The organism is Kribbella sp. NPDC026611 (assembly GCF_040638345.1).
Classification (GTDB): Bacteria; Actinomycetota; Actinomycetes; order Propionibacteriales; family Kribbellaceae; genus Kribbella.
The window spans coordinates 25,631-50,364 of record NZ_JBEZYC010000008.1 but is presented as its reverse complement, the minus strand read 5'-3'; the positions used below and the strand labels follow the sequence as shown (position 1 = coordinate 50,364).

Below are 24,734 nucleotides of genomic sequence, written 5' to 3'. Positions count from 1 at the left end.
TCCCGCCTTCCAGGTGGTGATTCAGGCAGTACGCCGGATGCGACCGGCATACCGTGCTTCCAGGGCGTGGTTGTGCTCGTCGCCGCCGGGAATGTTCGCGGACAGGTAGACCGGTGGCGTCTCGCCGGCGTCGGTCATCCGTCGCAGTACCTCGGCGACCAGCATCTGGGCGATCAGCGCGGCGGTGATCGACGACACCGCGCAGACCTTGCCACCACCGTCGGGCAGATCGAGCACGGAGTCACCGTACGGCGCGTGGTTGTCCAGCACCACGTCGGCGAAATCGATCAGTTTCTTGCCGGACGGATGCCGGGACTCCATCCCGCCGGTGTGCTGCAGCGAGGTGATCGCGATCAGCGGGTGGCCGTTCTCCTTGACCACGCTCGCGAGCTCGACGATCGAACCGTTCACACCGGAGTTGGAGGCGATGACGAACAGGTCACCCGCCCGCGCGGCGGACAGCTCGTACAGCTTCCGGGAGTACTGCGGGTCGCGCTCGAGCTCGGCGCTGCGCAGCAGCTCGCGCGGCTCGCCACCCAGCAGCACCAGGTCGCGGAGCGCGATCCGGTTGGACGCGATCAGCCCGCCGGCGCGGCCGGCGATCTCCATCGCGAGCGCCTCGGAGTGGCCGGAACCGAAGGCCTGGATGACGCCGTCCGCGCGGAGCGACGCGGTCATCAGGTCGGCGGCTTCCTGGATCGGGCCGTCGATCTGCGCGGTCACCGCGGACAGGATCGGCATCAATGTCTGCACATAGGTCTGCGCACTCACATTGCCGGTCTCCCCCGTGGTCCTGCTGGCCATCAACGGCCCACCCCTCAGCTGAATTGTTCACAGCGACACTCGTGATGCCGACAAGTGCGCAAGTTTGCGGTTTGCTGGACAGAACTTTTCTCAACTGGCAGCTAAAGTCAAGGCTCATCTCAGTGTTCCGCCCAGATCGGGACCGTTGCGTAACCTTGTTTGCTTGTGCTTGCTAGGACGCTCTTTTGAGCAGTTTGGAGCATTGCCAATGTCGGTCGAACGCCAGCTGCCGGAACCTGCCGAACCAGTGGTCTTGATGCCAGCGACCGCACTGGTCCTCGGCGGCGACCTGGGTGGCACCTCCTCCCGGATCGTGGTCGCGGACGCTGAGGGCAACGTAGTAGGTCGCGGTGCCGCCGCGGGCGGAAATCCGACCAGCCACCCCGCAAGTGCGGCGGCCAACTTCGGTCAGGCGCTTCACGCGGCGCTCGCCGGGCTCGATCCGGCCGCCGTGAAGGCGGGCGTGGTCGGTATGGCGGGCGGGGTCGCACTGGCCCGGCCGGACGTGGCAGCCCAGTTCGAGGCCGCCTGGAAAGGCGCCGGGCTGACTGCCGAACCCGAGTACATCGGCGATCTGGAGGTCGCGTTCGCCTCCGGTACGCCGGAACCGGACGGAACCGTGCTGATTGCGGGCACGGGCAGCAACGCCGGCCTGGTGCAGAACCACCAGTTGATCCGGACCGTCGGCGGGCACGGCTGGCTGCTCGGCGACGACGGCTCCGGATTCTGGCTCGGCCGGGAAGCTGTGCGCAGTCTGCTGCGCGCACTCGATCTGAGGGAGCCGCTCGGCTTGCTCGGCGAAGCGGTCGCACAGGCCCTGGTCCCGCACTTCGACGAGCACGCGACCGCGACCCGTGAAGGGTTCGACGCACTCCGTGATGAGGTCGTTCGCACGGTGAACAGCCGCTCACCCGTGCTGCTCGCCGAGCTGGCTCCCACTGTCATCACGACGTACGAGCAAGGCGACGAGACCTCTGACGCGTTGGTGAAACGCGCAGCCGAGTTGCTCACAGAAACAGTCGCCGGGCTGAAGACAACGTCGGACATGGGCCCCATGGTGCTCGCCGGCAGTGTCGCCGGTGAGTCCTCACCGGTCGGCCGCCTGATCCGGAAGCACTTCGCCGGCGAGGTCCGCACCGCCCGCGACGGCGTCGGGGGTGCCACCTGGCTTGCTCTCGGCACCCTCGACCCCGCCCTCGCCACCCGCGAGAACCACACCCGTCTGGTCAGTTAGAAACCGGGCGCACCTCGACGGCGACGAACTGCGCCTCGGGGATGGTGGCCGCGATCTCTTCGGCGCGCTCGGGGCTCGCGACGTCGATGAGGAAGACGCCGGCGAGCTGTTCCTTCGCCTCGGAGTACGGACCGTCCGTCGTGGCCCGCACGCCCTCGCGGACCCGGACCACCCGGGTCTTCGCCGGCGGATCGAGCGGTACGGCCCTGATCAGCTCACCGGACGCGTTCAGCTCCTTCAGCAGGTCGTTCAACTGTGCCGTGAGCGCCTCGCGCGCCTTCTTCGGCAGCAGCTTGCCCTCCTCGGTGTGCAGGAACGACGGGTGAGCCCAGGTCACCGGGTTGCTGTGAATCAGCAGCAGGTACTTCATGGTCGGACATCCTTTCGGGTTCGGTGGGATCTTCGCAGCGGACGTCGGACACGTCCCGCGACACTCGACATTTCGCCGTTTTTGGCTGCGCGGCCGAACATTCCAAGCAACGGCTTGACATCTCATTCGGCGCGGCGCATATTCCAAGCATGTCTTTGGAAAAGGATCCGCGCCGGTCCCGGCTGCTGAACGATCCGCTGGCCATCCGGGCGATGGCGCATCCGGTGCGGCTGGACCTGCAGTCGTTGCTCGGGCGGGAAGGGCCGATGACCGCGGCCGACGCGGCCCGCCGGCTCGGGATCAGTCAGGCGCTGGCGTCGCACCACCTGCGACAGCTCGCGAAGTACGACTTCGTCGAGCCGGCGCCGGGGAAGGACAACCGGGAGCGGCCGTGGCGGCTGGTGTCGACGTCGCAGTCCTGGCGGGACGCGGCGACGACGCCGGAGGGCGCGGCGGCGGCCGACGTACTCGAGCAGCTGCTGGCTGAGCGGGCGCTCGACTCGCTCAGCCGGTGGCAGCAGCAGCGGGTGTCCGAGGACCCGATCTGGTTCGACCACGCCGGTATCGGGCAGACCGGGTTCTACCTGACCGGCGAGGAGCTCGCCGAGCTCGTCACCCAGATCGAGAACCTGATGCAGCGGTACGTCGACGAGCGGCCGATCGACGACAAGTCCACCCGGCCGCCGGGCAGCCGGTACGTGTCCGTCACCCAGATCGTCACGATCGCACCGGAGGAGTGAAGAGATGAAGGACCTGTGGGGCGTCCTCGTCCGGCAGCGCGACTACCGGCTGATGCTCAGCGCGGGCCTGATCTCGCTGATCGGCGACTGGCTGCTGCGGACCGGGCTCGCGTTCCAGGTGTACATCCTGACCGGCTCCACGCTCGCCTCCGGCGGTCTGCTGCTCGCCTCGTTCCTCCCACCAGTCCTGCTCGGCTCACTGGCCGGCGTCTTCGTCGACCGCTGGGACCGCCGGACCACGATGATCGTGACGAACCTGCTCAACGCGCTCGTCCTGCTGCCGCTGCTCGCGGTGCACGGCAGGAGCACGATCTGGATCGTGTACGGCGTGGTCCTCGCGCAGGCCTGTCTCCAGCAGTTCTTCAGCCCGGCCGAGCAGTCGCTGGTCCCGGTCCTCGTCGACTCCGGCCAACTGGTCACGGCGAACGCGCTGAACAGCCAGATCCGCGACCTCTCCCGGCTGATCGGCGCCGCGCTCGGCGGCATCCTCGCCGCGGCCGGCGGCCTCACGCTGCTCGCGCTCGCGGATGCGGCGACCTTCCTGATCGCGGTCGTGCTGATCCTTGGGATGAAGCACCGGCACGTGCGTCCGGAGGTCGAGGAGCAGACCGCGGGTGGCGCGATCAAACGGCTGAAGGCCGAGTGGACCGAGGGCCTGCGGCTGTGCGTGGCCGGTCCGGCGATGCGGCTGTTCTTCGTGTTCTGCCTGGTGACCGGGGTCGGCGAAGGGATCATGAGCACGCTGTTCGCGCCGTTCGTCAGCGCGGTGCTCGGCGGTGACGGCAAGGCGTACGGCCTGATCGTCTCCTCGCAGGCGATCGGCGGGATCATCGGCGGCCTGGTCGCTGCCGCGATCGGCTCCCGGTTGCCGTCCGCAACGATGTGGGGCATCGGCGCGTTCGTCTTCGGGCTCGTCGACCTCGCGCTGTTCTGCTACCCGCTGATCTCGGACAGCCTGATCCCCGCGTTCGTCTGCATGATCGTGGTCGGGCTGCCCGGCGCGCTCGCCGTCGCCGGCATGATGACGGTCTTCCAGCGGCTCACCACCGACGGCACCCGCGGGCGGATCTTCGGCGCGGTCGGTGCGGCCGAGAGCCTCGCCGTACTGCTCGGGATCGCCGCGGCCGGTTTCCTCGGCGACGCCGTCGGCATCATCCCGGTGCTGGTCTTCCAGGGCCTTGGGTACGTCGTCGGTGGGGCGGTCGTCTTCACTCGACGGAAGGTACTGACTCCTCCACAGGCGAGTCCCCTGCCGGCTTGATCCGGTGCAGGCGGGCCCGCGCGACCCGGCGGCCGTCCATCTCGGTGACGGTCAGCGTGTGACCCTCGATCCGCACCTCGTCGCCGGTCGTCGGCACCTTGCCGAGCCGCGCGGCGAGGAACCCGCCGACCGTCTCGTACGGGCCGTCCGGCAGCTCGATCGTGGTCTCGTCGGCGAAGTCGTCCAGGTTGAGCAGGCCGTCGACCTCGATGTCGCCGCTGCCCAGCCGGGTGGTCTCGGCGGCCTCTTCGTCGTACTCGTCCTTGATGTCGCCGATCAGCTCCTCGACCAGGTCCTCGAGCGTGACGATGCCGGCGGTGCCGCCGTACTCGTCCAGGACGATCGCGAGGTGGGTGCTGCGGCGGCGCATCTCGGTCAGCGTCGGCAGCAGCTTCGCGGTGTCCGGCAGCATCAGCACCTCGCGGGCCAGGTCGCCGACCCGGACCGCGCGGGACGCGACCGCCGGGTCGAACAGGTCCCGGACGTGCACGAAGCCGGCGATGTGGTCGGCCGAGCCATTCATCACCGGGTACCGCGAGTGCGGCCGCTCGGCGGCGAACTTGACCGCCTTGTACGCCGGCATTTCGGCGTCGATGAAGTCCACCTCGGTGCGCGGCAGCATCACCTCGCGGAGCTGCCGGCTGCCGGCCTCGAAGACGTCGTCGACGATCTTGCGCTCTTCCTCGCCGAGCGACTCGTGCGCCGAGACCAGGTCGCGGAGCTCCTCGTCGGTCATCACCTCGCGGTTCGCGTTCGGATCGCCGCCGAGTGCCCGCACCACCAGGTCGGTCGACCGCGAGAGCAGCCAGATCACCGGACGGGCGCCCGAGGCGAGCTTGTCCACCAGCGGGGCCAGGCCGAGCGCGAAGGTCTCGGCCCGCTGCAGCGCGAGCCGCTTGGCCGCGAGCTCACCGATCACGATGGAGACGTAGGAGATCAGGATCGTGATCAGCACCAGCGCGGCGGTGTCGGCCACCGACTCGGGCAGGCCGAGGTTCTGCAGGTGTGGGGACAGGCTGTCGGCCAGCGTCGCGCCACCGAAGGCGGCAGACAGGAAGCCCATCAGGGTCACGCCGATCTGCACGGCGGACAGGAAGCGGTTCGGGTTGGCGGCCACCCGGGCCACCGTCTCGCCGCGCCGACCGCGGTGCGACAGCGACTTGAGCTGGGACTCCCGGAGCGAGACGAGCGCCATCTCAGCTGCGGCGAAGACCCCACCGATCAGCACGAAGACCAGAATCAGGACGATGTTGAGCAGGGTGTCGTTCATGGGTGGTGGGTCCTAGTGTCCCGCAGGCGGTATGCCTCGAACGATAGCGGTGTCCAGGTGCGTGCATCGGTGTGCTTGGGCAGTGGCCTCGATGCGGAGCATCGTGGGCGCTGGCCAAGTGCGCCGAGGTGCGTGCCTGGGCGCCGGTAGCGTCGAGTCATACCGCCTGCGGGACACTCAGCCCTCTCGTGGAATGTCGAGAGGGCGGGCGTTGGGCGTGGTCGTCCATTTTGGAATGCTACCCGCGGGCGGTGCCACCGTGCATGTTCGAACTTGTTGGTTTACGATGATTCCTGGCCGGACGCGTCGTACGGCTGGGAGGGTTGACCCGATGAACACACCCCGCGGCGTGCGGCGTACCGACACCAAACTGTCGGACGGGCGCGACCTGATCTACTACGACCCGGCCGACGCGCCGGTGCGCGTGCCGCTCGAGGACACCCGTGGCCTGCCCGCGCCGGAGCCTCAGGTGGAGCTGCGGACCGACCCGCTCACCGGCGACGTCATCACCTACGCCACCCACCGCAACACCCGGACCTACCTGCCGCCGGCCGACGAGTGCCCGCTGGACGCCAGCAAGCCGGGCCGGCCGACCGAGATCCCGGACCACGACTACAACGTGGTCGTCTTCGAGAACCGGTTCCCGTCCTTCGCCGGCCCCGGCCGGACCGAGGTGGTCTGCTTCACCAGCGACCACAACCGCTCGTTCACCGACCTCTCCCAGGGCCAGGCCCGGCTGGTGGTGGACACCTGGGCCGACCGGACCGCCGACCTGAGCGCCCGCGACGACGTCGAGTTCGTCTTCCCGTTCGAGAACCGCGGCCGCGAGATCGGCGTCACGCTGAGCCATCCGCACGGCCAGATCTACGCCTACCCGTACGTGCCGCCGCGGATGAAGACGCTGCTCGCCCGCGCCCGCGAGCACCAGGAGGTTGCCGGTAGCAACCTGTTTGCCGATGTCCTGGCCGCGGAGCGGAAGGAGGGCACCCGGGTGATCGCCGAGAACGGCAACTGGACCGCGTTCGTGCCCGAGGCCGCGCGCTGGCCGGTCGAGGTGCACCTGTACCCGCACCGCCAGGTGGCCGGTATCGACGAGCTGTCGGTCGGCGAGCGGGACGACTTCGCCGAGCTCTACCTGGACGTGCTCAGCCGCCTCGACGGCCTGTACGGCGACCCGCTGCCCTACATCGCCGCCTGGCACCAGGCGCCGGTCCGGGTGGACCGCGAGCTCGGGTACCTGCACCTGGAGGTGTTGTCGATCCGCCGGGCCAAGGACAAGATCAAGTACCTGGCCGGCTCGGAGTCGGGGATGAACGCGTTCATCAGCGACACCCGGCCGGAGGACGTGGCCGAGACGTTGCGGAAGGTCGGTTCGTGAGCTCCTCTTTCGAAGCAGTGTTCGGGACGGCGCCGGACGGCAGCTGGCGCGCGCCCGGACGGGTCAACCTGATCGGTGAGCACACCGACTACAACGACGGCGTCGTCCTGCCGATCGCCCTGCCGAATCAGATCGTGGTGACAGCGTCCCGGCGTACCGACGCCCGGATCGCGGTCGCCTCCGGGGGGCACGCCGGGGTGACCGAGTTCGCGCTCGACGAGCTCGCACCGCATTCGGTCGGCGACTGGGCGGCATATCCGGCCGGCGCAGCCTGGATCCTGCGCGAGACCGGCTACCCGATAGGCGGCGCGAACCTGCGTTTCGAGTCCACCCTGCCCTCGGGCGCGGGTCTGTCGTCGTCCGCGGCCCTGCTCTGCGCGACCGCGACCGCGCTGCTCGGCCTGGTCAACGCCGAGGTCGACCCGGCCGAGGTCGCCCGGCTCGCCCAGCGCGCCGAGAACCAGTACGTCGGTGCACCGGTCGGCCTGATGGACCAGACCGCGTCGATGTGCTGCACGGCCGGTCACGCGCTGGCCTTCGACATCCGCTCGGGCTCGCTCGAGCAGATCCCGTTCGACCCCGAGGCCGACGGTCTGCGGCTGCTGGTGGTGGACGTGAAGGCACCGCACCGGCACGCCGACGGCGAGTACGCCGCGCGCCGGAAGAGCTGTGAGCAGGCCGCGGCCGCGCTCGGTGTCCCGGCCCTGCGCTCGATCGGGTACAACGAACTCGACGCCGCGCTCGCACGCCTCGACGACGAGGTCGACCGGCGCCGCGTCCGGCACGTGGTGACCGAGATCCGCCGTACCGAGGACGCGATCGCGTTGATGCGCGCCGGCCGGTTGCGCGACGTCGGGCCGCTCTTCACCGCGTCACACGTGTCCCTCCGCGACGACTTCGAGGTCACCGTGCCCGAGCTCGACGTCGCGGTCGACGCGGCACTCGAGGCGGGTGCCCTCGGCGCCCGGATGACCGGCGGCGGCTTCGGCGGCTGCATCATCGCGCTGGTCGAGGCGGCCGCGGCCGACTCGGTGCTGGCCGCGATCGAGAAAGCCTTTGCGGACAACGGCTTCACGGCGCCTAGCGCTCTGGCCGCGACACCGTCGGCAGGAGCGTCGCGGATCTCCTGAGCTCGCGCCGGACGAGCGGGACGAACGCGAGCGTTGCGACCACCTGGACGATGCCCATCACCAGGTACGGCGTCTGCAGTCCGGTGCGGTGGGCCAGGAACCCGGCACCGACCGCGCCGATCGGGGCAGCGCCGATCGCGACCATCCGGTAGACCGAGGTGACGCGGCCGAGGAGCTCCGGCGGGACGATCCGCTGCCGCAGCGAGATGGTCACGACGTTCCACCACGCGCCGCCCCAGCCCATCACCACCGCGGCCGGGATGATGACCGCGAGGCCGCCGGCGATCCCGAACACCAGGACCGCGCCGCCGAGCAGCAGCATCGACACGATCAGGTTGACCTCCATCGAGAACCGCCGGGCCGCGGCGGGCGCCAGCGCGGCGCCGGCCGCCCCGCCGACGGCATAGATCGCGACCAGCCAGCCGAACCACGCCTCCGGCAGGCGCAGCACCTCGAGCACGTAGAGGACCAGGATCGCGACGATGCCCGAGCCGACAGCGTTCGCGACGAGCAGCATCAGGCACAGCGACCGCAGGAGCGTGTTCCGCCAGAGGTACACCAGGCCTTCGCGCAACTCCCGGCCGAGGTGGCGTTCCGCGACCGCCGGACGGGTCGGCTCGGCACGCCGTACGGCGAACACCAGCGCGGACGCCACGGCGAAGGAGAGGGCGTCGATGAGGATCGGCAGGCCATGGTGGACCACGAACAGCAGGGCGCCGACCGGTGGGCCGATCAGGTTCGCCAGCAGCAGCAACGCGGCTTGGTTGTAGCCGTTGGCGCGTTCCAGCCCGGCCGGCGGGACGAGGGTGGGGACGACCACCGACGAAGCGTTGTCGAAGAACGGCGCGAGCATGCCGAGCAGGAAGCCGGTGATCAGCAGCAGCGGGATGCTCTGGTGCCCGAGCAGGACCGCCGCGGCGAATGCTCCGGCCACGACGGCACGGATCGCGTCCACGATCCACATCGTCGACGTACGCCGCCAGCGGTCGACCATCACGCCGGACACCAGGCCGAGCAGCAGCCAGCCGCCCATGCTGAGGGCCTCGCTGAGCGACACGATCCGCGCGTCGTGCGTCATCGACGCGGCGAGCAGCGGGATCGCGCCGAACGTGATGCCGTCGCCGAGGTACGAGACGACGCCTGCGGTCAGGATGACCAGGAACGGCCTGCCCAGCTTCACGAAGCGATGACTAGCTCACACCCGGTGTCCCGCATCGCCTTGCGGGCTGCGCTGGAGAGGCCGTTGTCGGTCACGATCACGTCGAGATCGGCCCAGGTGGCGAACGTGCTCAGGCCGACGGTGCCCCACTTGGTGTGGTCCGCGACCACGACCACCTCACGGCTCGCGGCGATGAACGACCGGTTCGTCTCGGCCTCCATCAGGTTCGGCGTGCTGAGACCGTGCTCGGCGTCGACGCCGTGCGCACCGAGGAACAGCAGGTCCAGGTGCAGCGAGGCGAGCGCCGCGGTCGCGATCGGGCCGACGAGCGCGTCGGACGGGGTCCGGATGCCGCCGATCAGGACGACCGTGCGGTCCGAGCGGCCGTTGCCGTGGAACACGTCGGCGATCCGGGCGCTGTTGGTGACGACGGTCAGGTTCTCGACCCGGAGCAGCTGACGGGCCAGGGCGTACGTCGTCGTACCGGCGCCGATGCCGATCGCGCTGTCCGGCTGCACCCGGGTGGCGGCCTCGGCGGCGATTGCCTGCTTGGCCGCGGACTCCTGCGTCAGCTTGGCGTCGAACCCGGGCTCGTGCGCGCTGCGCAGGCCGACCGAGGTCGCGCCGCCGTGCACCTTGTGCAGCAAGCCACTGGAGTCCAGCGCGTCCAGGTCGCGCCGGATCGTCATGTCCGACACGCCGAACCGGTCGACCAGCTCGGCCACCGTGATCGCGCCCCGACTGTTGACCTCGGCAACGATCGTGGCCTGGCGTTGTGCGGCCAGTTGCCCACCCCGGCCACGCGGCGGCTCTGCTCCGGCTGCGTTCACGGGGTCAGCCTAGTCTCGAAAGCCGTCGCTGTCAGGGAAATGGCGTTGCTCACCGTGGTCGGCGCGCGGCACCCTGGAGCATGCGCTTCCCCGAAGACGTCCCGGTCCTGACCGATGCCGACGTCACGCTGCGTGCCCACCGCCCGGCCGACATCGATCTCGCCTACGCGGGCTGCCAGGACCCGGCGATGGCGGAGTGGACCACGATTCCGCTGCCCTACCTTCGCGAGCACGCCGTCGACTACCTGACCGTGCAGATTCCCGACGGGTGGCGCAACGACACCCAGTACGCCTGGGCGATCGAGGTCGACGGGAAGTACGCCGGGACCGTCGACCTGCGCGACGGCCAGGGCGGTGTCGGCGAAGTCGGGTTCTCGGTGTCGCCGGAGGTCCGCGGACGCGGCGTGATGACGCGGGCGCTCCGACTGGTCCTGCGGTACGCGTTCGACCGGCTGGGATGGGACCGGGTGATCTGGCGCGCGTTCGTGGGCAACTACGCGTCTCGTCGAGTTGCCTGGAAGGCTGGGTTCCGGGGGTTGGTGACGGTGCCGGGTGGTGGGCTGGCTCGTGGGGTGCGGAAGGACGAGTGGGTTGCGACCGTCGGGCGGGACGACGAGCTCGAGCCGCAGGGGCACTGGTGGACGGTGCCGGAGCTCGAGGGTGGCGGGATCCGGTTGCGGGAGTTACGGGACTCGGATGCGCAGCGGGTGCAGGAGGCGTGCAGCGACGAGCGGACGCAGTACTGGCTGAGCGGTATGCCGGCGCCGTACCAGTTGACCGATGCCGAAGGGTTCATCAGGAGCCGGAAGCACGCGCAGGCAAGCGGTGACGCGGTCGCGTGGGCGGCCGTCGACCCGGTGACCGACGAGCTGCTCGGCAATGTCAGCATCTTCGACCTGCAGCACCGGATCGATCGCACCGTCGGCGAGATCGGGTACTGGATGCACCCGGCGGCGCGCGGCCGCAAGGTGATGACCACGGCCGTCGGGCTGGTGATCGCCCACGCGTTCAAGCCCATCGACGAAGGCGGTCTGGGCCGTCGGCGGCTGGTGCTGATGGCTGCCGAGGGCAACACGGCATCGGCCCACGTTGCCGAGGCCAACGGCTTCACACTGGTCGGCACCGAGCGGGCGGCCAGCCCGCGCCGCGACGGCAACTACGACAACCTCCGGATCTACGACCTGCTGGCCACTGACATTTGAGTGGTTTGTCCGCACCCGGCGGCAGGGTGGTGACGGGCTGAAGGCAGGTATTTACGGCGGGTTGGTGTCAAGCGACACCGGTTCCCCTCGCCGTCTTCCGGCCGGGCTGCTTGAATCGACAGGTGAGAGATCGTGAGGAACTCGTCCGCCGCTGGCAGGCCGGGTGGTCCGTCTCGCGGGGCTGGACCACTGTGGAGGACGACAACGAGGGCATCCTGGTCGTCCGCGCGGGTGAGGAGAACCGCGCCACGGAGTACGTCGTCCTGGATGCCGACGACAAACCGGAACGGGTCGAACGCGCGGCCCGGCTGGCCGCGGCCGACGGCGGCGGCCGGGGCTCGGGCTGGATCACCCTGGCCACCGACGACAAGGAAGCCCGGATCGAGCAGCTCGAGGATCTCGGCCTCGAGGTCCAGCAGGACCAGGACTGGCTGATGACGATCCAGCTGTCGGAGCAGCCGGCGCTGAAGCTGCACGAGCGGTACGCGTTGCACACCGAGCTCGAGGACGACCTGATCATCACCCGCGCCACCATCCACGGCGGCGTGGTGTCGAGTGGCCGGATGGCCGTCGTCGGCGAGGACGCGGTCGCGGACCGGATCGAGACCGACCCGGCGCACCGCCGGCGCGGGCTCGGCAGTGCGGTGATGGCCTCGCTGGTCGAGGCAGCCGCGGCACAAGGTGCCAAACGCGGCATCCTGATCGCGTCGATCGACGGCCTGCGGCTGTACCGCAGCCTCGGCTGGAAGGTCGTCGCGGACATCGTCATCGCGCGCTGGCGGTGACCACTGGCAGTCGTTTGAAACGGCTGCGATAGTCAAAGGTTCGTGAAGGGCGGCCTTGGCCAGGAGTCGGCAATCGTTCCCCTGGGCAAGGCTGCACACCATGACGAACCACAAACGGTCACTGGGCAGTGGTGTGGCCGGCCCACTCCTCGCATCGCTGTCGGCCCTGGTCCTGCTGGTGGGCATCGGGTGGTTCGTCGTGCACCAGACCGGCGGCAAGAAGGTGACGAGTCAGGAGACTCCGATCACCTCGGTCCAGCCGGCCGGGGACGATGCCTCGAGCACGCCCTCGGTCACCCCGGTCCGTCCGACGAGTCCGTCGTCCACACCTCGCCGTACGACGCCGACGCCGACTCGTACGACGAAGACCCCGACGCCGACACCGACCCGGTCGACGACGGCGCCGAGCCGGGACAGCACGCGGACGCCGCAGCCGACCAAGACCCGGAAGCCAACGCCGAAGCCCAGCCACACCGCGACTCCGACGCCGACCAGGACCACCAAGCCGGGTGGCAGTTCCGGTCCGGCCGAGTCGCAGGTGCTTGCTCTGACCAACCAGGAGCGTTCGAAGGCGGGCTGTGGACCGCTGCGGACCATCAGCTCGCTGACCAAGGCGGCCGAGGCGCACGCCGCGGACATGGTCGACCAGCACTACTTCGCGCACGACAGTCTGGACGGCCGCAGCCCGTTCGACCGGATGAAGGCGGCCGGGTTCAGCGGCGGCGCGATGGCCGAGAACATTGCCGTCGGTTACTCGAGTGCGGCGGCCGTCGTCGACGGCTGGATGAACAGCCCGGGGCACCGCGCGAACATGCTGAACTGCAGCTACACGATGATCGGTATCGGCTATGACAGCGGGCAGGTGAAGCCCGAGTGGGGCAACGGAAGCTGGGTCCAGGACTTCGGCGGCTGAGCGGTGTCGTACCCGCTCAGGTAAGTCGTTGCCGGACCAACCTTCGGGAATCGTTAAGAGCCACCTCGAATCTGTAACGGTGACCTGTGCCATCGGTTATGGTCACACGTCGGTTACCAGGGGCGACCTGGCTGGAACGACGGGGAACGACGACCCGGCACGAACAAAAGAAGAGGATTCGCCCACCCATGACGGATTCGCCTACCCCCCGGCGGCACCGCGGTAGTAGACGAGCGCCCCGACGGCGCCGTGGCCTGGTCGGCCCGGTGGTCAGCGCGCTGTCGGTGCTGCTCGCGATCGGACCGGTGGTCTGGCTGATGTCCCGCGACCACTCCACGGTCAACGACGCCACCAAGGTGCTGAACGTTTCCGAGGACACCCGCAACGACTCCGGTACCGGCAAGGCAGCCGCGCCGAGCATCACCGTCACCAAGACGCTGGCGAACGGGAAGGTGACGACGGCGGTCGTCGGCCCGCCCGCCGCCGGCTCGGCCGCGACGCCGTCGACGACCTCGGCCAAGCCGTCGGACACCCCGGCCACGACTCCGAGCGGTACGCCGAGCACCACGCCGACGGACCTGCTGACCACGTCGACCGCTCCGACCGTTGGTGTCACCACCATCACGGTCAAGCCGACGTCGACGCGGACCACGCAGGGCCGGCCGGGCCGGCCGAAGCCGTCGACGACCCGGACCACGACGACCACGCCGCGGACCACCGACCCGACGCCGACCCACACCACGTCCGCACCGCCGCCGAGCGGTGGCGGCACCAGCCCGCAGGAGCGCGAGGTGCTGGACCTGACGAACCAGTACCGCGAGCAGAACGGCTGCCGGCCGCTCAAGCTCAACAGCGCACTGGTCGACGCAGCCGGGCGACACGCGTCGGACATGGTCCGGCGGCACTACATGGATCACACCAACCCCGACGGTGAGGACCCGGGCGACCGAATGGCGGATGCCGGGTACCACGGGTCGAGCTGGGGCGAGAACATCGCGGCCGGCTACGACTCGGCGCAGCGGGTGGTCGCAGCCTGGATGCAGAGCGACGGCCACCGGAAGAACATGCTCAACTGCAGGTTCACCGTGATCGGCATCGGGTACGACCCGGGCCAGGTCAGGTCGGACTGGGGACCGGGCAGCTGGGTCCAGGACTTCGGCCGAAGCTGAGCGGGGCCTCGTGGTGCGAAACCGTCGAAGCGCCCGGCCCACAGGCCGGGGCTGTCCAGAAATTGTCATTGTGTCGAACACACCGAGTGCGGCCGGGATGTTGTCTGCGGCCCACAATGTCCGGCCGGTTCCCGGTCGGTCGCGGCGGGTACGTCCTGGGGGCGAGACAGTGAGAGGAACAACGAAATAATGTCCGAGTCCGGAAACGGCCGGTCCAAACCGCGCCGGAAGGCGACTCGAGCGGCAGGCCGCTCGTCGCGGACCGGTAACCGGTCCACTCCGCCCGCGGAACCGAACCCGCCCGCACCACCCGAACCACCGCGCTACGCACCACGCACCAGCGACGAGTCACCGTTCTGGGCCACGGCTCAGTCTGCTGGTGAGGCCAACAAGTCGCCGTTCTGGGCGGACGCCCAGTCGCGGCCGGCGACCCCGCAGTACGCACCACGCGGTGCGCTGCCGAGCTACGCGGCTCCCGAGGAACCGCAGGGCCTGGCGCCGCGGCCGCGGACCGGTGGGCCGTCGTGGGTGGCGCAGTCCATCGCCGGCACGGACCCGGAGCCCGCACCTGCTCCACGGCGAGCTCGCCGTACGTCGGAGCCGCCTGCCCCTGCTGGGTTGGGCGAAACCGCCGGCACTTGGTCGGCTCGCCAGTCCCCCGAGCCGCGGCGCTCCGTCGCGGACGACTGGGCGTCCCTGGCCCCGACGCAGCAGACCCCTGCCGGCCGGACGAATGCGAGCGCCGGCGAGAACGAGCCGCGGACCCAGTACCGCAGTGCAAGCGAAGCAGCCGCCAGCGGCCTCGCAACCGCAGGCGGCCTAGCCGGCCGCGGCACAACCAACCCCACCCCAGACGCGACCGCCAGGGGCGCGACACCACCTGACGCGCCCGGCGCAGCCGGCCGGACCACGCTGGGTGCCACCGGCACCACGACCGGCGTGGGCACCACCGGCAGCATCACCGGCGGCACCACCGGGACTGGAGCAACCGGCCTGGGTTCCACGGCAGCAGCCTCCGGCGGGCACAGCTCCAGCGGACTCGCCTCGGGTGGGCTCGGCTTCGACGGGCACGGCACGAGTGGACTCGGGTCGGGCGGGCTCGGGTCGGGCGGGCTCGGGTCGGGCGGGCTCGGGTCGGGCGGGCTCGGGTCGGGTGCGGGTACTGGGCCTGGTGGGCCTGCCGGGCGTGGGCCGGGTGGGCGTGGGCGTGGGGCTCGGGCGGCGGGGAAGGGGAAGAGCAAGCGGGCGGTGATTGCTATCGCTTCGGTGCTCGTGGTGGTTTCGCCGATTTCGTGGATTCTGCTGCACCAGCCGCAGAACGACGACGCGGATGCTTCGGAGCCGCTGGTGACGCGGACCGACGACACGTACATCACGCCGACGACGAAGCCGGTGATCGCGCCGCCGTCGTCGCGGGTGACCACGACGCCGACCGTGCCGCCGACGGCCACCCCGACCCACACACCGACGAACTCGGCCAGCCCGACCACGACACCGACGACCACGCCGACCGAGCGTACGTCGACGGACGCCCCGACCACCGCTCCCACCGAGGCGCCGACCTCCACCGGCGCGACGAACATCCCCAGCACCACCCAGACACAGACCACCCACCCCCCGGTCCCCACCCAGACGAAGACGACGACGGTCCCACCACCTCCCCCGCCGCCGGCGCGGGACGGTGGGATGAACGGTGACGAGTCCCAGTTGTTCGACATGCTCGACAACGTCCGCCGGCAGAACGGCTGCGCACCGCTCGAGCAGGACCCGAACCTGACCGGCAGCGCCCGCTCGGACGCCCTCAACCGCGCAAGGTCGGGTTCGACCAACAGCACCGGCTCCTCGAAGTCCACCGCCGGTGGCGACGACTGGAGCGCGCAGCAGGCGTACGACCAGATCATGGCCCAGAGCCGGAGCACGGTCCTGAACTGCGGCCTCACCACGCTCGGTGTCGGGCGGAAGACGCACCAGTACTGCAAGTCGCCGGTGCTGGGCTTGTGCCTCGGTGCGACCCCGACCCGCGTCGCCTGGGTGGCGGATTTCTCGTAGGAGCTTTTCGTGGTTGGTGCGACCATGGGGTGAGGCGTGGTCCACCAACCTGCGGGAGGCTGGATGTTTTCCGAGCGCGATGACGTGGACCGGGCGGGGCCGGCGCACTTCGGGATCCATCCGGACGCGCTCGGGGAGGAGCGGCCCGATCCGCGGCCGGACGAGGCGAGGCGGATGGGTCTCAGCCGGCACACCGAGGAAGGCGCGGTGCTGTACTTCGCCTCGAACCTCGACCGCGGCAAGCCCGGTCACCGGATGATCGCCTGGATCCTGCTGATCACGTTCGCCGCGCCCGCTATCTACACCTTGTTCGCGCTGCTGTAGAACTCCTGCCGGTGCCGCTGCGGCGTCGTACCGAGGAGCGCGTTGAAGTGGTGCCGCAACGCGTCCCCGCTCCCGAACCCGCTCTCCGCGGCCACCCGATCGACCGGGTAGTCCGTCGTCTCCAGCAACAATCGCGCCCGGTCGAGCCGTTGCCGCAGCAACCACGCCTGCCCCGAGCTCCCGGTGCGCGCCCGGAACTGCCTAGTGAACGAGCGCCGCGACATCGCCACCGCCGCCGACCACTCGTCGAGCGACACCGGCTGGTCGAGCCGCGACCGCGCCCACACCATCGCCTTCTCGATCACGTCGTCGGCCGGGTCCGGTGGTACCGGGACCGGGATGTACTGCGCCTGAGATCCGCTCCGGTGCGGCGCGACGACGATGTCCCGGGCAACCTTCTCCGCCGCCTCCACGCCGTACTGCGTCCGCACCAGGTGCAGGCAGCAGTCCAGCGAGGACGCGGTACCGGCCGAGGTGATCACGTCGCCGAGATCCGTCCACAGCACATCGGCCCGCACGGTCAACGCGGGATACCGCTCCTGCAGTACGTCGGCCCAGCGCCAGTGCGTCACCACCTCGCGCCCGTCGGCGATCCCGCTCGCCGCGACCAGGAACGACCCGATGCACAGCCCGACCACGACCGCGCCCCGCGCGTGCGCCCGCCGGATCGCGGCGAGCAGTACGGCGGACGGTTCGCGCCGCGGCTCCCAGCTCGGCAGCACGACCACGTCGGCGCGGTCCATCACCTCGAGCCCGTGCTCGACGGTGATCCCGAAGCCGGCGTTGGTCCGCAGCGGTCCCGGCTCCTCGGCGCAGACCAGGACGTCGTACCGCGTCGGCGTACCGCACCGGTCGCCGAGGACCAGGCAGGGCACGGACAGGTGGAACGGGCTCATCCCGTCGAAGGCGAAGACGGCAACGGTGCGCATGGAGACAGTATGGACCCAGTCTGGCCCGATCTTCGGCAACCATGGCTCCCGGGCCAGTGGTATGGCGATCCGCCGGCCAGCAGGATCGTGGCATGAAGATCACGCACATCGGCGGCCCGACCGCCTTCTTCAGCCTCGGCGGGCTGACGTTCCTCACCGACCCGGCCTTCGACGAGCCCCGCGACTACCAGCTGCCCGGACGGGTGATGACCAAGCTGATCGGCCCGGCGCTGCCGGCCGCCGACCTCGGCCCGGTCGACGTGGTCCTGCTCTCCCACGACCAGCACAAGGACAACCTCGACGAGTCGGGCCGGGCACTCCTGCCGTCGATCCCAACCGTTCTCTCGACCCCGGGCGCGGCCGAGCGCATCCCCGGCGTGCGCGGCCTCGCCACCTGGGAGTCGGTCGGGCTCGCAGACGGTACCGTCACCGTGACCGCCGTACCCGCTCTGCACGGCCCGGAAGGCGCCGAGGACGTCCTCGGTGTGGTGACGGGATTCGTCCTGCAGGGCGAGGGGCTGCCGACCGTCTACGTGAGTGGCGACAACGCGTCACTTGGCCTGGTCAAGGAGATTGCGGACCGGTTCGGCCCGGTCGACGTGGCGATCCTGTTCGCGGGCGCGGCGCGGACCCCGCTGATGAACGGCGCGAACCTGACGCTGACGTCCACCGACGCAGCCCAGGCCGCCCAACTGCTGCAGGCGAGCACAGTCGTCCCGGTACACACCGAGGGATGGAAGCACTTCACCGAAGGACCCGACCAGTTCGTCGCGGCCTTCCGGGAGGCCGGCCTGGCCGACCGCGTCACGCTGCTCGAACATGGTGTCGCGACACCCGTTGGTTGAGCCCTTGACGAGCACGGAGCGTGACGAGTAGCGTCTGCGAGCGCCGGGGGGAACCGGCGCTCGCGGGCCGGGGGGATTCGGCCCACTGCCGAAGGGGATTTCTGTGTCTGTACGACGCTTCCGCACGCTCTTTTCCGCCGCCACGGCCACCGTGGTGATGGCCTCCGCCGCGGTACTCGCACCGCTCGATGCGTCGGCGGCCATCACCGTCGTGCTGAGCGGCATCCAGTACGACCCGCCGGGGACCGACACCCGGACCAACGCGCAGATCAACAACGAGTTCTTCACGGTCCGGAACATCAGCTCGCGGCCGATCAACCTGTCCGGCTTCCGGGTCTCGGACGTGGCCAAGCATGTCTTCGTCTTCCCGCGGGGCTACGTGCTGCCCGGCCGGACGACGGTGATCGTCCGCACTGGCAAGAACCGCAACCGCGCGCTGACGCTGTACTGGAACCAGAGCTGGTACGTCTGGAACAACACCGGCGACACCGCCTACTTCCAGACCCCGGCCGGCAAGACCTTCGACACCTGCACCTACAAGGCGGTCACGGGCCGGTACCGCGTCGGTTGCTAACTGAGCGCGTGTGACGCCCAGAACGACGCCGGTGCGCCGGCGGCCTGCGCGGCGGCCCGGAAATCGGCTGGGGTGGACACCCCGTACCAATGGGCCTTCGCGTAGGCCGCCAGCATCCGCGCCATCGCCGGACCGCCGATCACCCGCTCCAGGTCGTGCAGCGCGCACGACCCGTAGGTGTAGACGTAGACGCCGTACGACGTCTGATGGGCACCCCAGTAGCCCATGTCCCGAGTGATTGCGGTCGGCAACGAACCCGGCCAGCAGCCCGGCCGGTGGTCACCGTCGTGCAGGTCGCTCGCGTACGTCGCGAACGCCTCGTCCAGCCACGGGTCGGCGTACTCGTTGTTGCCGACGATCCCGTACCACCACTGGTGCGCGACCTCGTGCACGACCGGACTCTCCGGCGCGATCAGCAGCACGAAGCCCGGGTACTCCATCCCGCTGAAACTCGTCCAGCGATCGTTCACCACCAGGTCGAGCTCGCCGTACGGATAGGCACCGAACCGCCTACTGAAGTCGTCGACCGCGGCCGCCGCTTCCTGGGCGATCCCTGCCACGTTGACCGTTGGCGTTGCCCACGTCCGGATCTTCACACCGTGTGGCGACGTCGACTCCGTGCTCCGGAACGGACCGGCGGCCCAGGCGAAATCCCTGACCTGCTTGGCGATCGTGAGCCCGTCGGTCGTGATCCCGGTCGACGGTACGGCGAGACCGGCCGGATGTTTCAGCCGGACGGCGAAGTTCGCCGCGACCGTGTAGAAGCTCTCACCGATCCCCACATCCGGATCGAGGTGCCAGCCGGCGCCGTCGTGGACCGCGAGCACCGGCAGCGCGTTCCCGAAGAAGCTGAACGCTCCCGACCGCCCGAACCTGTCCTCGCGATAGGGTGCGGTCAGGGTGACGTCGAAGCTGATCGAGGTCCGCTTCCCCGGCGTCAACGGCTCCGGCAGCGCAACCTTCGCCACCGTACAGTCCGACGTCGTGCCGGGAACCTTGACCGCCGAGCAGCCGTGCGCATTGCCCCACAACCGCAGATACACCTCCGGCAACGGCGTCGCCGACGTGTTGGTGAAGGCAACGGTCTCCCTACCGGACCACGTCGTACCGGCTGCGTTGCTGGTCAGCTCGGCCTGGTAGGCGGGCGACCGCTCCACAGTTGCCGGCAGCACCGAAGAAGATGCCAGCAGCAACGAGAGGACCAGGTGCACGAGGCCTCACGCTAGTGCCGGTCAGCGGGCCGGGTCTGTCCCTTCCGGGCTCCATTCGTGTACCAAGATCTCATCGCCCACGTGAATACTGCCGCCCGCCAGCACGGCGGCCTTGATCCCGAAGCTGACGCCACCGCCGTACTCCGGCTCCCGCCGGTACGACGCCAGCGTCCGGGTCGGCTCGGGGCCGGACTTCGCGCCGGTCGCCTGGTCCACGGTCGGCACCGCGCAGCGGATCCCCTTGGCCGAATAGCCGATCTCGACCGCGCCGGCCGACATCCGGACCATCCGGTCCTCGGTGTGCGGCGCGGACCAGCCGGAGATCACCAGGTTCGGCCGGAACCGGTTCATCGGGATCGCGTCGCCACCGCGCTCGACGATCCGCTCGTTCAGGCCGTCGAGCGACGCGAGCGACGTGATCATCAGCGCGTGCGCGTCGCCGAAGCCGGTGAACCCTTCGTACTTGCCCCAGCCGGGCCGCTCGTGCTCGGGCGTCACGCGGACGAGCGCGGCCGGCTTGCCCAGCCGGGCGGTGAACCACTCGGAGGCGGCCGGGTCCTGCTCGACGCCCTGGCCGAACCACTTGTTGAACAGGCTGACGTCCCGGCGCTTCCCGTCGTACCGCACCTCAACCTCGAGCTCCGGCGCGTCGGGGCCGGAGAACCGGAGCAGGTCGCCGTACGGCTCGGCGCGGAGCGTCGCCATCGCCGGCAGGCTGCGCTGGCTGAGGAAGGTGCCGTCGGGCTCGACGAGCATGAACGCGCGATCGTTCAGCAGGCCGGTCGGCCCGACCTCTGCGGACTCGACGGGGATCCCCGCCAGACCCTTGACCGGGTAGTAGGCCAGGGCGGCAACCTTCGCGATCGACATTGCCCCATCCTACCGAAGAGGTTCCCTTGATTTGTTGGATGATGTTGGATTATGTTCGATCACGTGCAGGATGCCGAGGATTTCGCCGCCGCGCTCCACCGGGTACGCCGCCACGCCGGCCTCAGCTACCGCCGGCTGGCCGAGCGGGCCCACTACTCCCACGCCCACCTCATCCGCGCGACCACTGGCAAGCACCTGCCGTCCTGGGACGTGGTTGCCGCGTTCCTCACCGGCTGCGGCGTACCCACCGACCTCCTCCCGGTATGGCGCCGCCGCTGGGAGCAAGCAAGCCGGGGCCCCGAGGACGTCATAGGCCTCCTGGAACGCACCGAATGCACTACAGATCTGGGTCATGCCCTGATGACCCTGACCCGACCACATTCGCTGCGGACGCTGGAGCAGCTCACAGGTATCCCGCGAGCCACCATCCAGGCCTGGCTCCAAGGCACGCGGCTCCCGAGACGAGACCGCCTCGACCAGCTGGTGCAGTCGGTCGGTGCGACAACCGCAGAACGAACCGCTGTCGCCCAGGCAATCGAGCGAATCAGCTCCGGAAGACGGCCGGTGGTGCCTGCGGGGTGATGAAGCCTTCGGCGTCGGTGAGGGGCGCCGACTTCCCGGCGAACTCGGTCAGCGGCATCACGTCGTACGGCGGTTGCGCCCGCCGACCCGCATCGACCAGGTCCGGCACCGGCTGCGGGGACGCGACCAGGATGACGTTGCCGAAGCCCTTGCCGCGCAGCACGCGACGCTCGGCGAGCAGCACACCTGGCCCGACGACCGTCTGCACAGTAGCCGCCGAGCGGCGGATGAACGGCAGCCCGGCCGTCCCGTCAATCAGATTAGCGACCAGCACCCCGGTCGGCCGCAGCACCCGCGCGCACTCGGCGAAGAACTCGGCGGTGACCAGGGTCGCCGGGACGGCCTCGTGCTCGAAGGCGTCCAGGATGACGAGGTCCATCGAGTCGTCGTACAGCTCGGCGATGCCGGCCCGGCCGGTGACCGGGCGGACCTTGATCCCGGCGCGCTTCGGCAGCGGGAGCGCCTCGCGGACGAACTCGGTCAGGTCCTCGTCCGGCTCGAGCACGATCTGCCGCGACCGCGGGCGGGTCGCGGCGACGTACCGCGGCAGGCTGAGCGCCGCCCCGCCGACGTGCGCGACCGCGACCGGCTGACGCCGTGGCGCGAGAGCGTCCACGACGTCGCCGATCCGGCGCATGTACTCGAACGACAGGTTGGTGGCGTCGGCGAGATCGACCTGCGACTGCGGCGACCCGTCGATCCGCAGCACGAACGTCCCGTCGTGCTGCGCCTCGACACTCGCCAGCCCGGAGGCGGTCTGCCGTTCCACTCTCCTATCTTTCCAGGGCTACTTCGCTTCCTTCTCCTCGGCCACCGCGATGTCGGTGTTGTCGGTGAACAGCCCGTCGACACCGGCCGCGCGGTACGCCGCGATCTCGCCGAACAGGTTGCCCGCGTCGGTCGGGTTGGCCGAGCTGTCGAAGTCGGCCGGCAGGAAGGTGTTCTCGACCCGGAACGTGTACGGGTGCACGACCAGGCCGGCCCGGTGCGCGTCCGCGATCAGGCTGGTCGGCTTCGCCAGCTTGCCGGTGGCCGGGTCCAGCGGGATCACCTGGTCCTTGCTCGGCCCGAGGCCCTCGGCGTACGTCGCGACCTCGCGCAGACCCTTGGCGCTGACGATGTCGGCGTACGTGCGCTTGTCGCCGGCGGCCACGAAGTCGTACGGCGCTCCGACCGAGCTGGTGAGCTGCACGAGCGGGACCCGGAGCTGCTTGTGCAGCGCCTTCAGGTTGCCGACCTCGAAGGACTGGACGAAGACCTTCGCGCCCTTCCTGTTCAGGCCGTTGCGGTCGAGGGTCTTGATCAGCTCGGGCTCGAGCGGGAGGCCCTGCTGGCGGAAGTACGTCGGGTGCTTGGTCTCCGGGTAGATGCCGATCGGCCGCCCGAGCTCCTTGGACAGGCGCCTGGTCAGGTCGATGACCTCCTGGAAGGTCGGGATCTGGTAGTGCCCGTCGAAGACCGTGTTGTGCTGCCGGGTCGCCGGGATCCGCTCCTTGGCGCGCAGCGTCTTCAGCTCCGCCAGCGTGAAGTCCTCGGTGAACCAGCCGGTGGTGGCGACGCCGTCGAGCAGCTTGGTCTTCTTGCGGTTGCCGAACTCGGGGTGGCTCGCGACGTCCGTCGTACCACTGATCTCCGGCTCGTGCCGCGCGACCAGCACGTGGTCCTTGGTCGAGACCAGGTCGGGCTCGACATAGTCGGCGCCCATCCGGGCGGCCAGCTCGTACGACGCCAGCGTGTGCTCGGGGCGGTAGCCGGACGCGCCCCGGTGCCCGATGATGACGAAGTCGTCGTGATGGGCCGCCTGGACGGTCGATGGGACCAGGACCGAAGCGGCCAGGGCGAACACCGAGATCGCTACCGGGACGAATCGGCGAGGCAGCACCGTTCGGTTCATGGGGATTCTCCTTACCTGGCAGGAATTGGGGCAACCTTCGGCGATCGCGGCAGCGGACCGACGTACGGTGAGTGGCCGATCGGTGAATGATGTATTGGAGTGTGAGGTAATCGGTGGTCCCCCAGCGTTGGGGTTGACGTGCGGGCTTGCTAGCGTCCGAAGCACACAATCGGATGAGTTGGGAGCGTGTCGTGAGCACTACACCGGTGAAGGTGGCCGTTACCGGGGCCGCGGGTCAGATCGGCTACAGCCTGTTGTTCCGGATCGCGAGCGGCGCGCTGCTCGGCCCGGACACGCCGGTCGAGCTGCGGCTGCTGGAGATCACCCCGGCGCTGAAGGCGCTCGAGGGTGTCGTGATGGAGCTCGACGACTCGGCCTTCCCGGCGCTCGCCGGCGTGGAGATCGGCGACGACCCGAACGTGATCTTCGACGGCGCCAACGTCGCGCTGCTGGTGGGCGCGCGGCCGCGGACCAAGGGGATGGAGCGCGGCGACCTGCTCGAGGCGAACGGCGCGATCTTCACCGTCCAGGGCAAGGCGCTGAACGACCACGCCGCGGACGACATCCGGATCAGCGTCACCGGCAACCCCGCAAACACGAACGCGCTGATCGCGCGGAGCAACGCCCCGGACATCCCGGCCGAGCGGTTCGCGGCGCTGACGCGGCTCGACCACAACCGGGCGCTGGCGCAGCTGGCGAAGAAGACCGGGGTGCACGTGACCGAGCTGAAGAAGATGACGATCTGGGGCAACCACTCCGCGACGCAGTACCCCGACATCTTCCACGCGGAGGTCGCCGGCAAGAACGCGGCCGAGACGGTCAACGACCAGGACTGGCTGGAGAACGACTTCATCCCGACGGTCCAGAAGCGTGGCGCGGCCATCATCGAGGCCCGCGGCGCTTCCTCCGCCGCCTCCGCTGCCGCCGCCACGATCGACCACACCCGCGACTGGCTGAAGGGCTCCCCCGAGGGCGACTGGCTGTCCATGGCCGTCGTCTCCGACGGCTCGTACGGCGTCCCCGAGGGCCTGATCTCCTCCTTCCCGGTCACCACCAAGGACGGCAACTGGGAGATCGTCCAGGGCCTGGACATCAACGACTTCTCCCGCGCCCGCATCGACGCCAGCACCGCCGAACTGGCCGAAGAACGCGACGCAGTCACGTCCCTCGGCCTGATCAGCTGATTCGCGCGATCGAAGGCCCCCGGGGAG

25 protein-coding genes are annotated in these 24,734 nt (G+C 69.8%); 15 read left to right on the top strand and 10 right to left on the bottom strand.

The window, feature by feature from the left end:
• Positions 1-21: 21 nt before the first annotated feature.
• Entirely contained in the window at positions 22-804 is a 783-nt protein-coding gene (locus AB0E69_RS29595; RefSeq protein ID WP_360153252.1) for an SIS domain-containing protein, read from the bottom strand.
• A gap of 256 nt (positions 805-1,060) precedes the next feature.
• Between AB0E69_RS29595 and AB0E69_RS29590 the strand changes: the two genes are divergently transcribed.
• A complete protein-coding gene (locus AB0E69_RS29590) occupies positions 1,061-2,038 on the top strand; it encodes a BadF/BadG/BcrA/BcrD ATPase family protein (RefSeq protein WP_360153249.1) in 978 nt (325 codons plus the stop codon).
• Here AB0E69_RS29590 and AB0E69_RS29585 read toward each other — a convergent pair.
• The gene (locus AB0E69_RS29585; RefSeq protein ID WP_360153246.1) at positions 2,031-2,408 is read right to left on the bottom strand and encodes a YciI family protein; all 378 of its coding nucleotides are present in this window, start codon (positions 2,406-2,408) and stop codon (positions 2,031-2,033) included. The two genes, AB0E69_RS29590 and AB0E69_RS29585, sit on opposite strands and share 8 nt — an antisense overlap.
• Positions 2,409-2,557: 149 nt before the next feature.
• On the opposite strand from AB0E69_RS29585, the gene AB0E69_RS29580 reads away from it, so the two are divergent.
• Positions 2,558-3,148, top strand: coding sequence for a helix-turn-helix domain-containing protein (locus AB0E69_RS29580; protein WP_360153243.1), 591 nt, complete (start codon positions 2,558-2,560; stop codon positions 3,146-3,148).
• Positions 3,149-3,152: 4 nt separating this feature from the next.
• Entirely contained in the window at positions 3,153-4,409 is a 1,257-nt protein-coding gene (locus AB0E69_RS29575; protein ID WP_360153240.1) for an MFS transporter, read from the top strand.
• Here the strand turns inward: AB0E69_RS29575 and AB0E69_RS29570 are convergent.
• Positions 4,357-5,679: a hemolysin family protein gene (locus tag AB0E69_RS29570; RefSeq protein ID WP_360153237.1), complete on the bottom strand. Its 1,323-nt coding sequence runs from the start codon at positions 5,677-5,679 to the stop codon at positions 4,357-4,359. The two genes, AB0E69_RS29575 and AB0E69_RS29570, sit on opposite strands and share 53 nt — an antisense overlap.
• 331 nt (positions 5,680-6,010) lie before the next feature.
• Between AB0E69_RS29570 and galT the strand changes: the two genes are divergently transcribed.
• The gene (gene galT / locus AB0E69_RS29565) at positions 6,011-7,057 is read left to right on the top strand and encodes a galactose-1-phosphate uridylyltransferase (protein ID WP_360153235.1); all 1,047 of its coding nucleotides are present in this window, start codon (positions 6,011-6,013) and stop codon (positions 7,055-7,057) included.
• Positions 7,054-8,187: a galactokinase gene (galK, locus tag AB0E69_RS29560; protein ID WP_360153233.1), complete on the top strand. Its 1,134-nt coding sequence runs from the start codon at positions 7,054-7,056 to the stop codon at positions 8,185-8,187. Before galT ends, galK begins: the two co-directional genes overlap by 4 nt.
• Here galK and AB0E69_RS29555 read toward each other — a convergent pair.
• Complete coding sequence (locus AB0E69_RS29555) at positions 8,138-9,367, bottom strand: MFS transporter (RefSeq protein WP_360153230.1); 1,230 nt, start codon at positions 9,365-9,367, stop codon at positions 8,138-8,140. The genes galK and AB0E69_RS29555 overlap by 50 nt on opposite strands.
• Positions 9,364-10,176, bottom strand: a complete 813-nt coding sequence (locus AB0E69_RS29550) for a DeoR/GlpR family DNA-binding transcription regulator (RefSeq protein WP_360153227.1) — start codon at positions 10,174-10,176, stop codon at positions 9,364-9,366. The genes AB0E69_RS29555 and AB0E69_RS29550 overlap by 4 nt, the downstream gene beginning before the upstream one ends.
• A gap of 80 nt (positions 10,177-10,256) precedes the next feature.
• Here AB0E69_RS29550 and AB0E69_RS29545 point away from each other — a divergent pair, with 80 nt between their 5' ends.
• The 6 genes from AB0E69_RS29545 (at position 10,257) to AB0E69_RS29520 (ending at position 16,618) form a co-directional block, all read left to right on the top strand.
• Positions 10,257-11,378, top strand: coding sequence for a GNAT family N-acetyltransferase (locus AB0E69_RS29545; protein WP_360153224.1), 1,122 nt, complete (start codon positions 10,257-10,259; stop codon positions 11,376-11,378).
• Positions 11,379-11,500: 122 nt separating this feature from the next.
• Positions 11,501-12,163 carry a GNAT family N-acetyltransferase gene (locus AB0E69_RS29540; RefSeq protein ID WP_360153221.1) on the top strand — a complete coding sequence of 221 codons (663 nt, stop codon included), beginning with the start codon at positions 11,501-11,503 and terminating at the stop codon, positions 12,161-12,163.
• 100 nt (positions 12,164-12,263) lie between these two features.
• Positions 12,264-13,076 (top strand): CAP domain-containing protein, encoded by an 813-nt coding sequence (locus AB0E69_RS29535; protein ID WP_360153218.1) that lies wholly within the window; start codon positions 12,264-12,266, stop codon positions 13,074-13,076.
• A 188-nt stretch (positions 13,077-13,264) separates the two neighbouring features.
• Entirely contained in the window at positions 13,265-14,245 is a 981-nt protein-coding gene (locus AB0E69_RS29530) for a CAP domain-containing protein (protein ID WP_360153215.1), read from the top strand.
• 189 nt (positions 14,246-14,434) lie between these two features.
• Entirely contained in the window at positions 14,435-16,294 is a 1,860-nt protein-coding gene (locus tag AB0E69_RS29525; protein WP_360153212.1) for a hypothetical protein, read from the top strand.
• Between the two features lie 63 nt (positions 16,295-16,357).
• Positions 16,358-16,618 carry a hypothetical protein gene (locus tag AB0E69_RS29520; protein WP_360153209.1) on the top strand — a complete coding sequence of 87 codons (261 nt, stop codon included), beginning with the start codon at positions 16,358-16,360 and terminating at the stop codon, positions 16,616-16,618.
• On the opposite strand, the gene AB0E69_RS29515 is transcribed toward AB0E69_RS29520, so the two are convergent.
• Positions 16,594-17,547, bottom strand: coding sequence for a helix-turn-helix domain-containing protein (locus AB0E69_RS29515; RefSeq protein ID WP_360153206.1), 954 nt, complete (start codon positions 17,545-17,547; stop codon positions 16,594-16,596). The two genes, AB0E69_RS29520 and AB0E69_RS29515, sit on opposite strands and share 25 nt — an antisense overlap.
• Positions 17,548-17,639: 92 nt before the next feature.
• Between AB0E69_RS29515 and AB0E69_RS29510 the strand changes: the two genes are divergently transcribed.
• Both AB0E69_RS29510 and AB0E69_RS29505 read left to right on the top strand, forming a co-directional pair.
• Entirely contained in the window at positions 17,640-18,392 is a 753-nt protein-coding gene (locus AB0E69_RS29510; protein WP_360153203.1) for an MBL fold metallo-hydrolase, read from the top strand.
• Between the two features lie 103 nt (positions 18,393-18,495).
• On the top strand, positions 18,496-18,966 hold the full coding sequence (locus tag AB0E69_RS29505; RefSeq protein WP_360153200.1) for a lamin tail domain-containing protein: 471 nt from the start codon (positions 18,496-18,498) through the stop codon (positions 18,964-18,966).
• Here AB0E69_RS29505 and AB0E69_RS29500 read toward each other — a convergent pair.
• Together AB0E69_RS29500 and AB0E69_RS29495 are read right to left on the bottom strand one after the other, a co-directional pair.
• Positions 18,963-20,177, bottom strand: a complete 1,215-nt coding sequence (locus AB0E69_RS29500; RefSeq protein ID WP_360153197.1) for a M1 family metallopeptidase — start codon at positions 20,175-20,177, stop codon at positions 18,963-18,965. The genes AB0E69_RS29505 and AB0E69_RS29500 overlap by 4 nt on opposite strands.
• A gap of 21 nt (positions 20,178-20,198) precedes the next feature.
• Positions 20,199-21,047, bottom strand: coding sequence for an MOSC N-terminal beta barrel domain-containing protein (locus tag AB0E69_RS29495; RefSeq protein WP_360153194.1), 849 nt, complete (start codon positions 21,045-21,047; stop codon positions 20,199-20,201).
• A 51-nt stretch (positions 21,048-21,098) separates the two neighbouring features.
• Here AB0E69_RS29495 and AB0E69_RS29490 point away from each other — a divergent pair, with 51 nt between their 5' ends.
• The gene (locus AB0E69_RS29490) at positions 21,099-21,629 is read left to right on the top strand and encodes a helix-turn-helix transcriptional regulator (RefSeq protein ID WP_360153191.1); all 531 of its coding nucleotides are present in this window, start codon (positions 21,099-21,101) and stop codon (positions 21,627-21,629) included.
• Here the strand turns inward: AB0E69_RS29490 and AB0E69_RS29485 are convergent.
• Positions 21,592-22,398: a fused MFS/spermidine synthase gene (locus AB0E69_RS29485; protein ID WP_360153188.1), complete on the bottom strand. Its 807-nt coding sequence runs from the start codon at positions 22,396-22,398 to the stop codon at positions 21,592-21,594. The two genes, AB0E69_RS29490 and AB0E69_RS29485, sit on opposite strands and share 38 nt — an antisense overlap.
• A gap of 18 nt (positions 22,399-22,416) precedes the next feature.
• The gene (locus AB0E69_RS29480) at positions 22,417-23,523 is read right to left on the bottom strand and encodes a glycerophosphodiester phosphodiesterase (protein ID WP_360153185.1); all 1,107 of its coding nucleotides are present in this window, start codon (positions 23,521-23,523) and stop codon (positions 22,417-22,419) included.
• Between the two features lie 191 nt (positions 23,524-23,714).
• Between AB0E69_RS29480 and AB0E69_RS29475 the strand changes: the two genes are divergently transcribed.
• Positions 23,715-24,707, top strand: coding sequence for a malate dehydrogenase (locus AB0E69_RS29475; protein ID WP_360153182.1), 993 nt, complete (start codon positions 23,715-23,717; stop codon positions 24,705-24,707).
• Positions 24,708-24,734 lie beyond the last annotated feature (27 nt).